The 12,801-nt window shown below is 71.6% G+C and carries 10 protein-coding genes; 1 reads left to right on the top strand and 9 read right to left on the bottom strand.

Annotation, left to right across the window (positions count from 1 at the left end; all coding sequences use genetic code 11):
• Positions 1–12: 12 nt before the first annotated feature.
• The 5 genes from G6N16_RS11695 to G6N16_RS11675 form a co-directional block, all read right to left on the bottom strand.
• Positions 13–849 (bottom strand): shikimate dehydrogenase, encoded by an 837-nt coding sequence (locus tag G6N16_RS11695; RefSeq protein WP_083030609.1) that lies wholly within the window; start codon positions 847–849, stop codon positions 13–15.
• Positions 839–2,080 carry an endolytic transglycosylase MltG gene (gene mltG / locus G6N16_RS11690; RefSeq protein WP_234805828.1) on the bottom strand — a complete coding sequence of 414 codons (1,242 nt, stop codon included), beginning with the start codon at positions 2,078–2,080 and terminating at the stop codon, positions 839–841. Before mltG ends, G6N16_RS11695 begins: the two co-directional genes overlap by 11 nt.
• Positions 2,073–2,597 (bottom strand): Holliday junction resolvase RuvX, encoded by a 525-nt coding sequence (ruvX, locus tag G6N16_RS11685; RefSeq protein WP_083030608.1) that lies wholly within the window; start codon positions 2,595–2,597, stop codon positions 2,073–2,075. Before ruvX ends, mltG begins: the two co-directional genes overlap by 8 nt.
• A gap of 7 nt (positions 2,598–2,604) precedes the next feature.
• Entirely contained in the window at positions 2,605–5,301 is a 2,697-nt protein-coding gene (alaS, locus tag G6N16_RS11680) for an alanine--tRNA ligase (RefSeq protein WP_083030607.1), read from the bottom strand.
• An 83-nt stretch (positions 5,302–5,384) separates the two neighbouring features.
• Positions 5,385–6,746, bottom strand: a complete 1,362-nt coding sequence (locus G6N16_RS11675) for a replication-associated recombination protein A (RefSeq protein WP_083030602.1) — start codon at positions 6,744–6,746, stop codon at positions 5,385–5,387.
• Between the two features lie 34 nt (positions 6,747–6,780).
• Here G6N16_RS11675 and G6N16_RS11670 point away from each other — a divergent pair, with 34 nt between their 5' ends.
• Entirely contained in the window at positions 6,781–7,362 is a 582-nt protein-coding gene (locus tag G6N16_RS11670; RefSeq protein WP_083030600.1) for a hypothetical protein, read from the top strand.
• Between the two features lie 12 nt (positions 7,363–7,374).
• On the opposite strand, the gene G6N16_RS11665 is transcribed toward G6N16_RS11670, so the two are convergent.
• The 4 genes from G6N16_RS11665 to G6N16_RS11650 all read right to left on the bottom strand — a co-directional run bounded on the left by G6N16_RS11665 (position 7,375) and on the right by G6N16_RS11650 (position 12,795).
• Complete coding sequence (locus G6N16_RS11665) at positions 7,375–8,214, bottom strand: DUF3097 domain-containing protein (RefSeq protein WP_083030675.1); 840 nt, start codon at positions 8,212–8,214, stop codon at positions 7,375–7,377.
• Positions 8,215–8,319: 105 nt separating this feature from the next.
• Positions 8,320–9,339: a zinc-binding metallopeptidase family protein gene (locus G6N16_RS11660; RefSeq protein WP_083030599.1), complete on the bottom strand. Its 1,020-nt coding sequence runs from the start codon at positions 9,337–9,339 to the stop codon at positions 8,320–8,322.
• The gene (locus G6N16_RS11655) at positions 9,332–10,219 is read right to left on the bottom strand and encodes a transglutaminase family protein (protein ID WP_083030597.1); all 888 of its coding nucleotides are present in this window, start codon (positions 10,217–10,219) and stop codon (positions 9,332–9,334) included. The genes G6N16_RS11660 and G6N16_RS11655 overlap by 8 nt, the downstream gene beginning before the upstream one ends.
• The gene (locus tag G6N16_RS11650; protein ID WP_083030596.1) at positions 10,216–12,795 is read right to left on the bottom strand and encodes a circularly permuted type 2 ATP-grasp protein; all 2,580 of its coding nucleotides are present in this window, start codon (positions 12,793–12,795) and stop codon (positions 10,216–10,218) included. Before G6N16_RS11650 ends, G6N16_RS11655 begins: the two co-directional genes overlap by 4 nt.
• Between the last annotated feature and the right edge of the window lie 6 nt (positions 12,796–12,801).

Raw genomic sequence — 12,801 nt, 5'->3', positions numbered from 1 at the left:
AACCCCGATCGGCTATGCACAGGCCAGGGCGGCGGCCATCTCGGCGCGCGGCGCCGGGCGACCGGTGAACAGTTCCACCTGGGTGAACGCCTGGTGCAGCAGCATGGTCAGGCCGCCGACCACCCGGCCACCGGCGGCGGTCACCGCGACGGCCAGCGGTGTGGGCCAGGGGTGGTAGATGGCGTCCAGCAGCACCGGGACGCCGGCCAGCACATCGGCCAGGTCCGCGGCGACATCGGCGGGCACGGTGCTCACCAACGCGGACGCCGGTGCGACGGCGTCACCGACCGCGGCGGCGTCCCACCCGCACCAGTCCGCGGTGAGGCCGGTCGCCGCGGCCACCGCCAGGGTGTTCTCGGCGCGATCGCGGCTGCGGGAGACGACGGTGACCGCGGCGGCGCCCAGGGCGGACAGACCGGCGACGGCGGCCGGTGCGGTACCGCCGGCGCCGAGCACGACGGCGCGCTCGATCCGCTCCCCATCGGCCAGCACCGAGCCCAGCGCGCCGGCCACCCCGTCGACGTCGGTGTTGTCGGCCAGCCAGCCGCCGTCGGTGGCCACCAGGGTGTTGGCCGAGCCGAGCAGCTCGGCCCGGTCGGTGCGCACGTCGGCGGTGCGCAGGGCGGCGAACTTGCCCGGCATGGTCACCGACAGACCCACCCATTCGGGGCCGAGGCCGGCGACCAGCCCGGGCAACGCCTGCTCGTCACATTCGATGCGCTCGTAGGTCCAGTCGGTCAGGCCCAGCGCCCGGTAGGCGGCCAGGTGCAGCAGCGGGGACCGGGAGTGCGCGATGGGCTTGCCCAGAACGGCCGCCTTGCGCGCCGTCGTCCCCGCGTCAGCGGACACTGTCGAGGACACCGTTGCGCCGGGCGATCTCGATGTTGGCCAGGTGCTGGTGGTAGTCGCGGGTGAACAGGGTCAGCCCGTCGGAGTTGACCGTGACGAAGTACAGCCAGTCGCCGTCCTTGGGGTGCTCGGCGGCGGTCAGCGCGGGTTGGCCGGGCGAGCAGATCGGGGTGGCCGGCAGGCCGTCCATCGCGTAGGTGTTCCACGCCGTCTTGCGGGCCCGGTCGGCGTCGGTGGTCGCCACCTCACGCTTGTCCAGCAGGTAGTTGACCGTGGAGTCGAACTGCAGTTTCTGCGGGACATCGAGGCGGTTGTAGATCACCCGCGACACCCGGTCGAAATCCTCGGGATTGGCTTCCTTCTGCACCAGCGATGCCACGGTCAGCACCTCATACGGTGTCAAGCCGACGGTGTTGGCGGCCTCCAGCAGTCCGTCCTCGGCGTAGTGCACGGCGCTGGTGTCCACCAGTGAGGCCAGCACCTCCCGCGCGGACGCGGTGGGGTTGAACTGCCAGGTGCCGGCCTTGATCAGGCCCTCCAGCCGCCGGTAGTCGCTGCCGCGCGCGGTCACCGGTTTGACCGCCCAGTCGGGCACTTTCAGTTCCTCCGGGCTGGCCGCGCCGGCCGCGGACCGCAGATCCTCGACCGACACGCAGTTCTCGGTGCCGTCGATGCGGTAGCAGCTGGCCTTGTGGATCAGAGTGAAGATGCCGTCGGTGGTCTTCTTGTTGCGCAGATCGGTGACGTCGTCGAGTTGCTGGCCCTCGGGAACGGTGAGTTTGCCGACCCGGTTGTCGGGGTCGGTCAGCGCCGCGACCGTCGACGCCGCCGACGCGCGGGTGCGGACCAGGTAGAACCCCGGGTCGATCATCCGGATGTTCTCGTTGCCCTCGGCGGCGGTCATGAACGACGGTGTCGTCGCGATGACGCCCCGGTCGGCCAGCGCCTGGGCGATCACCCGGGTGGTGTCGCCCTTGTGCACCTCGAACAGCAGGTCGTGGTCGCCGTCGCCGGCGTAGTCGGTCACCGGGCCGCGGTTGCCCAGCAGGTGGCCACCCAGCATTACCCCGGCGACGATGACCGCACCGAGCATGGCCATGGTCAACAGCCCGATGGTGCGGCGGCGGCGCCGGTTGCGCACGGCGCGGGCCCGGCGGGTGCGGGTCATCCGGTCCCGCGGCGGTCCCACCTGCTGCGGCAGGGCGCGCTGGCGGCCGGCCCGGTCAGCCACGCGGGGTTCCGTCCACGCTGTCCTCCGATTCGGTTGCCGGCCCGGCCGGCATGCTGCGTCGTTGATCCAACCAGCCCTGCAAAATCGCGACCGCGGCGACCTGGTCGACCACCGCTCGCTGGTTGCGGCCACGCACCCCCGCCTCGCGCAGGGCCCGGTGGGCGCCGACGGTGGTCAGTCGCTCGTCGGCCAGCCGCACCGGCACCGGGGCGATGCGCCCGGCCAGCGCATCGGCCAGCTCGACGGCGTCGCGCGCCGAGGAGCCGGCCCGGTCGGCCAGGGTGCGCGGCAGGCCGACGATGACCTCGACGGCCTGCTGCTCGGCGACCAGTCGCACCAACCTGCCGAGGTGCTTGCCGTCGCGGCGCAGGGTCTGGATGGGAGTGGCCAGAATGCCGTCGGGATCGCAGCCGGCGACGCCGATGCGAACCGTCCCGACGTCCACCCCGATGCGCCTGCCGCGGCCCGGGTCGTCGGGCCCGGGCCGGTCGGGGCGGCGCGTGGCGGCGTCGGTCACTGCCGGGTCAGCTTCTGGCGATCTCGGCGCGCAGCGCGGCCAGCGCCGCGTCGATGCCGGCGGGATTGCGGCCGGACCCCTGAGCCTGGTCGGCCTTGCCGCCGCCGCGCCCGTCGACGGCCGCACCGAGGGCCTTGACCAGGTCGTTGGCGGACAGGCCGAGATCGACGGCGGCGGGATTGACGGCGACCACGAACGGCACGGCCCCGTCGGCACCGTGGGCGATCAGCGCCACGACGGCCGGGTCAAAGCCGAGTTTGCCGCGGATGTCGCCGACCAGGGCGCGCAGGTCGCCGGCGGAGAATTCACCGGCCAGTCGCTGCGCGACGACGCGGACCCGGCCGATGGTTTCGGCGCCGGCCGCGGCGTCGGCGGCGGCGGCGCGGGCCGTGGCGAGCCGGCTGCGCTGGAGTTCCTTCTCGGCGACCTTGAGCCGCTCGACGAGGGTGGCGACCCGGGCCGGCACCTCCTCCGAGGGCACCTTGAGCGAGGACGCCAGCCCGGCCATCAGCGCGCGTTCGCGGGCCAGGTGGCGGAACGACTCCAGCCCTACGTAAGCCTCCACCCGGCGGATGCCGGAGCCCACCGAGGATTCGCCGAGCAGGGTGACCGGCCCGATCTGGGCGGAATTGTGCACGTGGGTACCACCGCAGAGCTCCAGCGAGAACGGCCCGCCGATCTCGACGACGCGGACCTCGTCGGGGTAGGCCTCGCCGAACAGCGCCATCGCGCCCATCGACTTGGCCCGCTCCAGTTCGGTGGTGAAGGTGTGCACCTCGTGGTCGGCCTGCACGGCCTCGTTGGCGACGGCCTCGATCTCGGTGCGCTGACTCTCCGTCAGCGGACCGGTCCAGTTGAAGTCGAAGCGCAAGTAGCCCGGGCGGTTGAGCGAACCGGCCTGAACGGCGTTGGGGCCCAGCACTTCCCGCAGGGCGGCGTGCACCATGTGGGTACCGGAGTGGCCCTGGGTGGCGCCGCGGCGCCAGGCCGGGTCGACCTCGGCAGTGACCGTGTCGCCCTCGACGAACTCGCCGGATTCCACGTTGACCCGGTGCACGAACAGGGTTTTGGCGATCTTCTGCACGTCGGTGACCGCCGCCTTCGCCGAGGCGCTCGCGCCGGTGCCGCAGATCGCCCCGATATCGGCGATCTGGCCGCCGGATTCGGCGTACAGCGGGGTGCGGTCGAGCACGATCTCCACCCGGTCCGCGTCGCGGATCTCGGCGCCGTGAGACACCACCGGCACCCGCTTGCCGTCGACGAAGATGCCCAGAATCTTTGCCTGGGTGGTCAATTCGTCGAACCCGGTGAACTCGGTGGGCCCGGCGTCGACGAGTTCGCGGTAGGCGGTCAGGTCGGCGTGCGCGTTCTTGCGGGCCGCGGCGTCGGCCTTGGCGCGCCGGCGCTGCTCGGCCATCAGTTCCCGGAAGCCCAGTTCGTCGACGGAAAGCCCCGCTTCGGAAGCCATTTCGAGAGTCAGGTCGATCGGGAAGCCGTAGGTGTCGTGCAGCGTGAAGGCGTCGACGCCCGACAGCGTCGTCTTGCCGGCCGCGCGGGTGGCCTCGGCGGTGTCGGCGAACAGTTTGGATCCGGCGGCCAGGGTGCGGTTGAACGCGGTCTCCTCGGCCACCGCGATCCGGTTGATCCGGTCGAAGTCGGTGACCAGCTCCGGGTACGACGGGCCCATGGCGTCGCGCACGGTGGCCATCAGGGTCGCCATGATCGGCTGCTCGACGCCGAGCAGCTTGGCGGCCCGGATGATCCGGCGCAGCAGCCGGCGCAGCACGTAGCCGCGTCCCTCGTTGCCGGGGCTCACGCCGTCGCCGATGATGATCGCCGCGGTGCGGCTGTGGTCGGCGATGATCCGGTAGCGGACGTCGTCGGCGTGGTTGCCGGCGCCGTAGCCGCGGGGCGCCAGCGCGGCGACCACGTCGATGACCGGGCGGACCAGGTCGGTCTCGTAGACGTTGTCGACGCCTTGGAGCAGGCAGGCGATGCGCTCCACGCCCATGCCGGTGTCGATGTTCTTGCGCGGCAGCGGGCCGAGGATCTCGAAATCCTCCTTGCTGGTGCCCTCGCCGCGCTCGTTCTGCATGAACACGAGGTTCCAGATTTCGATGTAGCGGTCCTCGTTGGCGACTGGGCCGCCGTCGACGCCGTAGTCCGGGCCGCGGTCGTAGTAGATCTCCGAGCACGGGCCGCACGGGCCGGGGATGCCCATCGACCAGTAGTTGTCGGCCATGCCGCGGCGCTGGATCCGCTCGGGGGGCAGCCCGGCGATCTCCTGCCAGAGTTCGATGGCTTCGTCGTCGTCGAAGTAGACGGTGGCCCACAGCCGCTCGGGGTCGAAGCCGTAGCCGCCGTCGGCGACCGGCTTGGTCAGCAGGGTCCAGGCCAGCTCGATCGCGCCGCGCTTGAAGTAGTCGCCGAAGCTGAAGTTGCCGGCCATCTGGAAGAAGGTGTTGTGTCGGGTGGTGATGCCGACCTCGTCGATGTCCGGGGTCCGGATGCATTTCTGCACGCTGGTCGCCGTCGGGTACGGCGGGGTGCGCTGGCCGAGGAAAAACGGCACGAACTGCACCATCCCGGCGTTCACGAACAGCAGGTTGGGGTCGTCGAGGATCACCGAGGCGCTGGGCACCTCGGTGTGGCCCGCGTTCACGAAATGGTCGAGGAACCGTTTCCGGATCTCGTGAGTCTGCACGTCGTCACTCTTCTATCGCCCGTCGTTAACCGCCTCACAATACCGGGAGGGCGGTTCGGTACCGTTCGGGCGGCGCGCGGCGGTCAGCGCCGGGGTCGCCGGATGATGTCGCGTAAACGCGCCACCCGCGAGGTCAGTTCCCGCTCGGCGCCGCGGCCGGTGGGCTGGTAGTAGTCGACGCCGACCAGTTCGTCGGGCGGGTACTGCTGGGCGAGCACCCCCTCGGGCGCGTCGTGGGCGTACCGGTAGCCCTGGGCGTGGCCGAGCTTGGCCGCGCCGGCGTAGTGCCCGTCGCGCAGGTGCGGGGGCACCAGGCCGGCCTTGCCGGCCCGGATGTCGGCCATCGCGGCGCCCAGCGCGGTGGTGACGGCGTTGGATTTCGGGGCGGTGGCCAGGTAGACGGTGGCGTGCGCCAGCGTCAGCTGGGCCTCGGGCATGCCGATCAGCGCGACGGTGGCTGCGGCGGCGTTGGCGACCAGCAGCGCGTTCGAGTCGGCCAGCCCGATGTCCTCGCTGGCCAGGATCATCAGCCGGCGGGCCACGAAGCGGGGGTCCTCCCCCGCGATCAGCATCCGGGCCAGGTAGTGCAGCGCCGCGTCGACGTCGGAGCCGCGCACGCTCTTGATGAACGCGCTGATGACGTCGTAGTGCTGGTCGCCGTCGCGGTCGTAGCGCACCGCGGCCCGGTCCAGGGACTGCTCGACGACCTCGGCGGTGACCGCGCCGTCCCCGGCGGTCTCGGCGGACACCTCCAGCGCCGTCAGCGCACGGCGGGCGTCCCCGGCGGCGAGGCGAACCAGCAGCTCCAGCCCGTCGTCGGTGACGGTGACGGTGCCGCCGAGGCCCCGCGGGTCGTCGATCGCGCGGCGCAGCACGGTGGCGATGTCCTCGGGGCCCAGGGGCTGCAGGGCCAGGATCAGCGACCTCGACAGCAGCGGCGCCACCACCGAGAACGACGGGTTCTCGGTGGTCGCGGCGACCAGCAGCACCACCCGGTTCTCCACCGCGGCCAGCAGCGCGTCCTGCTGGGTCTTGGAGAACCGGTGCACCTCGTCGATGAACAGCACGGTCTGCTGACCGTGCACGGCCGCCCGGCGCGCGCCGTCGATGACCGCGCGGACCTCCTTGACCCCGGCTGAGAGCGCCGAGAGCGCCTCGAAACGGCGCCCGGTGGCGTGTGAAATCAGCAAGGCGAGGGTGGTCTTGCCGGTGCCGGGCGGGCCGTAGAGGATGACCGACGCGGCGCCCGAGCCTTCGACGAGGCGGCGCAGCGGCGAACCCGGTTTGAGCAGGTGCTCCTGCCCGACGACCTCGTCGAGGCTGCTCGGGCGCATCCGGACGGCCAGCGGGGCGCTCGGATCGGGGTTGTCCGCGGCGCTCGCCGACGCCTGCGCGTCGGGCTCGACGTCGAACAGGCCGGCCGTGTCGTCTGAAGATTCCGGCACCGCTCAGGCTTACCACGGCGATACACTGCCCGCCATGAACCCCCGTCGTCGTGCCGCCGCGCTTGCCGGGGCGCTGGCCACCGCCGCGGCCCTGTTCGCGGCGCCCGCGCACGCGGTGCTGCCGCCCGCTGACGGCACCTATGCGTTCACCATGGCCGGGTCGCCGTCGACCGTCTGGTCGATGCAGACGCTGTGCAGCCAGCCCAGTGGCACCCGGATCCAGAGCGATTACACCGACACCGATATCCAGACCATGGGCTGCGATCTGTTGGTGGCGGCCAAGACGCCGACTGCCGGTGGCCGGGACAACCGGCTGGCCTCCTTCGATCAGCGGTTCAAGCTGACCAACGGGCTGTGGACCGCGCGGTACACCGCTTCGGAGGGTGCGGTGTGCCCCGGCGGCGGCTATGCCCCCACCACCGAGATCTACGCGTTCACCGAGAACGGGCTGACCGGCACGCACAAGCGGATCACCGCCGAAGGGTGCGGCCTGCCGGCGGGCATCGAGACGACGCCGTTCACCCTGGCGTTCCTGGCGCCGCTGGATCCGCCGGTGGCCAACCGGTTCCCGATGCAGTGCAACTACCTGGTGGGCCGTCCCAGCATCTGCTCCTAGCCTGCGGTTCGGCTATTCGGTGGTGGTGACGAAGTCGATCAGTTCCTCGACGCGGCCGATCAGCGCGGGTTCCAGGTCGGTCCAGTCCCGCACCGTCGACCGGATGCGCTGCCAGGCGGCGGCGGTGTCGGCCTGGTCGGCGTGCGGCCAGCCCAGCGCCGCGCAGATGCCCTTCTTCCAGTCGGTGCCTCGCGGGATGTCCGGCCAGGCGGACAATCCGAGCCGGGCGGGTTTGACCGCTGCCCAGATGTCGATGAAGGGGTGCCCGACCACCAGGGTGTTCGCCCCGCCGGGCCCGGCCGCGACGTCGGCGGCGATGCGGGATTCCTTGGACCCGGCCACCAGGTGGTCGACCAGCACGCCGAGGCGGCGCTTGGGGGTGGGGGCGAAGTCGGCGACGATGGCGGGCAGGTCGTCGATGCCACCGAGGTACTCCACGACCACGCCTTCGATGCGCAGGTCCGCACCCCAGACCTGTTCGACGAGTTCGGCGTCGTGGCGGCCTTCGACGTAGATGCGGCTGGGCAGCGCGACGCGGGCGCGGGCTCCGGGGACGGCGACCGAGCCCGACGCGGTGCGGGTCGGGGCCTTGGGGGCGCTGCGCTTCGGTGCGGTGAGGATGACCGGCTTGCCGTCGATCAGGTAGCCGGGGCCGACGGGAAAGCCGCGGACCCGACCACGCCGGTCCTCCAGGTCCATCCGGCCGTATTCCACGCGCACCACCGCGCCGACGAAACCGCTGGTGGCGTCCTCGACGACCATGCCGATCTGCACGGGTTGCTCGGTGGAGCGAACCTTGCGGCCCTCATGGGGATTGCGGGCCAGCACGTCCATGCCGTAGCGGTCGGTCACCCGGCCCATGCTAGCCGGATCCTGTTACGGAAGTGACTCATGGTGCTGAAGTGATATCTCCTGTCGTTGAGGCAGAACAGGCGCAGGCGACACGCCGAGAGGCACCTACCTGGAGTCTGGGTCGACGCCGGAAGCAGCCTGCCCCTCGAGCACGCCGTGCAGGAAACGCAGTTTCTCCAGCACCGCCACCGGCAGCACGAACGGGTAGAGATCGTCGCGGCCCATCGAGCGGTTCACCATGTTCAGCGACCAGGCCAGCGGCAGCCACATCTCGATCAGCGTGTCGAAGGCGCTGGGCCCGAACAGCTTGCCGTCGAACGTCCCCGCGGCCGGTGCCAGCCCGAACGCCGCGGCGGTGTCCAGCGTGTCGCGGATGTGCAGGTAGTGCGCGAATGTCTCGGCCCAGTCCTCGGCCGGGTGCATGGTGGCGTACGACGAGACGTAGTCGTCCTCCCAGCCCGCGGGTGGACCCGAGGAGTAGTGCCGGTCCAGCGCCGCCTGGTAGTCGGTGTCCGGGTCGCCGAACAGCTCGGTGAACGCCGCGCGCTGAGCCGGTTCCGGGTCGATGAGCACGTAGAAGTAGTAGTGGCCGATCTCGTGCCGGAAATGCCCCAGCAGGGTGCGGTAGGGCTCGTCCATCTCGGCGCGCAACTGCTCGCGGTGCACGTCGTCGCCCTCGGCCAGGTCCAGGGTTATCAGGCCGTTGTGGTGCCCGGTGGTGACCGGTCCCCCGGCGGACGACAGCAGGTCGAAGGCCAATCCGTAGTCCGGGTCGGCGTCGCGGCCGGTGATCGGCAGGCCCAGTTCGGTCAGCTCGGCGATCAGCCGGCGTTTGGCGCCTTCGGCCAGCGCAAAGGCCGCCATCGCCGCGGTGTCTGCGTCGGCCGGCCGGGTGCGGGTGAGCCGGCAGGACTCGCACAGCACCGGTCCGCCGGGCTCGCGGCGTACCAGCCAATTACACGCCGCGGCATGCAGATTCGCGCACATCAGATAGTCCCCGTCGGGTTCGACGGGCAGCATCACCCGGTCGGCCGGCGAGAAGCCGATCGGGGTGTCACACGTCAGGCACAGGGAGTTCTCGAAGGCCAGGTGCTGCCCGCAGCCCGGGCAGCGGAAGTCACGCATGCTCCTCCAGCGGTGCGACGTCCACGGACACCTCGATAACACTACTCTCCGAATCTGTGTAGATGATGCCGCGCAGCGGCGGCACGTCGGCGTAGTCGCGGCCCCAGCCGACCACGATGTAGCGCTCGTCGACCAGCTGGTCGTTGGTGGGATCCAGGCCCAGCCAACGGTTCTCACTCGTCCACACCGCCGCCCAGGCGTGTGTGGCGTCGACGCCGATCATCCGCTCCCGGCCCGGCGGCGGGTCGGTGGCCAGATAGCCCGACACGTAGCCGGCGGCCAGGCCGTTGGCCCGTAGGCAGGCGATGGCCAGCCGGGCGAAGTCCTGACACACCCCCTCGCGGACGGCCAGCACCTCGGCGACCCGGGTGGACACCGTCGTGGACCCGGACCGGTAGGTGAAGTCGCTGTGGATCCGGGAGTTCAGGTCGGCCAGCACGTCGATCAACCGACGGCCGGGCACGAAACTCGGTGCGGCATAGGCTCGTACCTCGTCGGTTATCTCCGGGTCGGCCAGGTCCAGGGTGAATTCGACGGCCAGCGCCCCGTCGGGCCCGGCGGGCCGGGCGTTCTCCCACGGTCCGATCGCCGCGCCGTCGCCGTAGAGGGAGGCAGGCGGCGGATCGACCGCGACGACCGACGTCCCGGTCACCGTCAGCTCCCGGTGGTGTTCGGTGATCTGGAAGTAGGTGCTGCGGTTGCCGTACCCATCGGCGGACTCGGTCCGGTCCGAGGGCGCCGGGGCGATGTCCAGCCGGTGGTCCAGGCAGCGCTGCTGGTCGGTGTCCCGCGGTGCCAGGTGTCCGCGCCCGTAGGAGTTGGTCACCACATCGGAGTAGCGGTAGTCGGTGCGGTGGGTGATCCGATAGTAGCGGGTCACGGCAGCACCCGCAGTTCGTTCGGACCCCACAGCGGCTGCATCGCCCCGGGCAGTGAAAGCTGGGTGGCGGCAAGCAGATCCGACAGCTCACGCAGTCCGGTTTCGACGGCATCGAGCAGTCCGGCCAGGGCGGCACGACGGCCGGTGGCCGCGTCGACGTCCTCCAGCTCCGCGGGCTCCAGCCGACGCAGTCGGGTCACCATCTCGTCGACCAGGCGTTCTGGGCGGGTGGCGCCGGTCGAACCGGGCAGGCTGCGCAGCCGCTGGCGCAGCCGTTCCAGCTGGAACGCCAGGGATCGGGGGTTGTGCTCGTCGAGCAGCAGCAGGTCGGCCAGCGCGGCGATCCGGATCTGGCCCAGGGTGCGCCGCCGGTAGGTGATCGAGGATTCGCACACCACCAGCACCGCCTCGGCGACCACCTGCTCGACGGCGGGGTCGTCCACGGCGGTCAGCGTCGCACCCAGCAGCACCGCCAGGTTCGCACCGCGTTCGATGCGCTTGCCGATGTCGGTCATCGTCCAGCCGACGTCGCGCACGGTGGATTCGGCAGCCAGGCCCGACAGGGCCAGCATCCCGGCCTGGGTGCGGGCCTGGGCGGTGGCCAGCAGGTGCTCCGCCCGCATCCGGGAGTCCGGTGGAGTCCGGCTGTGCCCCAGCACGTTTCGTTCGACACCCGCCAGCACGGTCCAGGTGTCGTTGGACAGCTGGTCGCGCACCGAGCGCGCGGTCATGCCCAGCCGCAGCACCGATTGGGCCATCGACCCGGGCCGGGCGGCGTCCACCGTCAGCGCCCACATGGTGGTCGGGGCGGTAGCGATCTGCTCGGCGGCGTCGCCGTCGGCCCCGGTGTCGGTGCCGGTCAGCGCGCCGAGCGCGGACAGCAGGACCGGTACGCAGCCGCTGGCCGCGATGTCCTGGCGGTGCCGGTATTCGTGGTAGCGCTCCCGGGTGACGGTCAGCAGCCGGGCCATGGTTTCGGCCCGCTCGGCATACCGCCCGGTCCAGTACAGGTCCGACAGCACACGCGGCGAGCTGATCCCGACGGCGGCGACCGGGGTGACGGCGGGCAGCTCGACCGGCGGGGAACCGGCGGCGCTCTCCGCCCGCTTGGTCGGCAGCACCCAGATATCCTTGGCGGCAATATTTTTCACGCCGGACTCGCCGAGGGCGACCACCCCGCCCAGGCCGCCGATCATCGGCGCGTAACCGCCGCCCTGGGAGACGGCGAACAACCGCATGGCGACACCGACCGATGCCAGCGGCCCGGCGCCGATCCCGGTGGGCGCCTGCGAGTACTGCGGGAGCTCGCGGCCCACCCACTGCCAGGGCGCGGCCTCGATCCGGGCCGCCAGTTCGCGGCGCTGCGCAACCGAGAGACACGCCCCGTTGATCGGCCGCCCCCCGGTGACCGGGGCGATGATCAGGGCATCGAGGCGGGCCAGCAGATGCGCGCGCTCGGCATCGATGCCGCCCCAGTAGCTCGGCGGCGAGGCCAGCAGTGGCGTCTCACCGAGCAGCTCGCGGGCCAGTTCCGGCAGGAACCGGGCCACTCCGGGGCTCTCCAGCACCCCGCTGCCCAGCGGGTTGACGACGGTGACCGCACCGCGCCGCGAGGTCTCGGTCAGCCCGGCCACGCCGAGGCGGGAATCCGCACGCAGGTCTAGCGGATCGGTGTAGTCCGCGTCGACCCGGCGCAGCACCACGTCGACCCGTTTCAAGGTGCCCAGCGACCGCATCCACAGCGCACCGTCGCGGACCGTCAGATCGTCGTTCTCGACCAGCGGGAATCCTAGGGCGGAGGCCAGATAGGCCTGGTCGAAGGCGGTCTCGGATCTGATGCCCGGGCTGAGCACCACGACGAACGGGTCCTCGGCGGTCTCCGGGGCGGCGTCGATCAGCGACAGCCGCAGCGCGGTGGCGAACGGGGACACCGGCCGCGGCGCGATCCGCTCGTAGGTCACCGGCCCGGCGTGCGCCACCACCCGACGGTCGGCCATCGCGTAGCCGGCACCAGACGGCGCCTGGGTCCAGTCGGCGTTGACGGTGAACTCCCCCGACACCGTCCGGCTGACATCGGCGGCGTACAGGAACAGCTGGTGGCGCCCGGGAACGGTGATCCCGCGCGCGGGCCGCAGATAGCCGGGGTGGGCGAACAACAGCTGCGGCGGCAGCGCTCCGGAGGTCAGGGAGCGCTGAGGTCCGTACAGGTCGGCGAGCACGGCGTCGAGCAGCCGGCAGCGTTGCAGCAGCCCGGCCTCCAGCGCCTCCCATTCGGCGGCCGAGATCAGCAGCGGGACGCCGTCCAGGCGCCAGTCGCCGGTGGTGCCGTCGGCGGCGCCGGAGGTGATGCCGTTGTAGTCGACGAGTTCGGCGACCTCGGTGCGCAGCCGCTCCAGGCCCGCGCCGCCGGCCTCGGCGAGCAGCTCATCGAGGCGTTGCCAGGACACGCGGACGGCGCCGTCGGAGCCGCGGAACTCGTCGTAACCGGGTGCAGGCGGTGCGGTGGCGGTGCCGGAGGTGGGCAGCGGCGTCACCGGTGCACCTCCGTCTCTCTCCGATACCGCGGTCCGGGGCATGGTCGC

Origin of the sequence: Mycolicibacterium insubricum (assembly GCF_010731615.1) — a bacterium.
Taxonomy (GTDB): domain Bacteria; phylum Actinomycetota; class Actinomycetes; order Mycobacteriales; family Mycobacteriaceae; genus Mycobacterium; species Mycobacterium insubricum.
This window is presented reverse-complemented; position numbering and strand designations above follow the sequence as displayed.

What these genes read in the sequence shown, in the direction of transcription:
- G6N16_RS11670 (WP_083030600.1), top strand. Translation starts at nt 6,781, where the DNA reads ATGAACCCCCGTCGTCGTGCCGCCGCGCTTGCCGGGGCGCTGGCCACC.
- G6N16_RS11660 (WP_083030599.1), bottom strand. Translation starts at nt 9,339, where the DNA reads ATGCGTGACTTCCGCTGCCCGGGCTGCGGGCAGCACCTGGCCTTCGAG.
- G6N16_RS11650 (WP_083030596.1), bottom strand. Translation starts at nt 12,795, where the DNA reads ATGCCCCGGACCGCGGTATCGGAGAGAGACGGAGGTGCACCGGTGACG.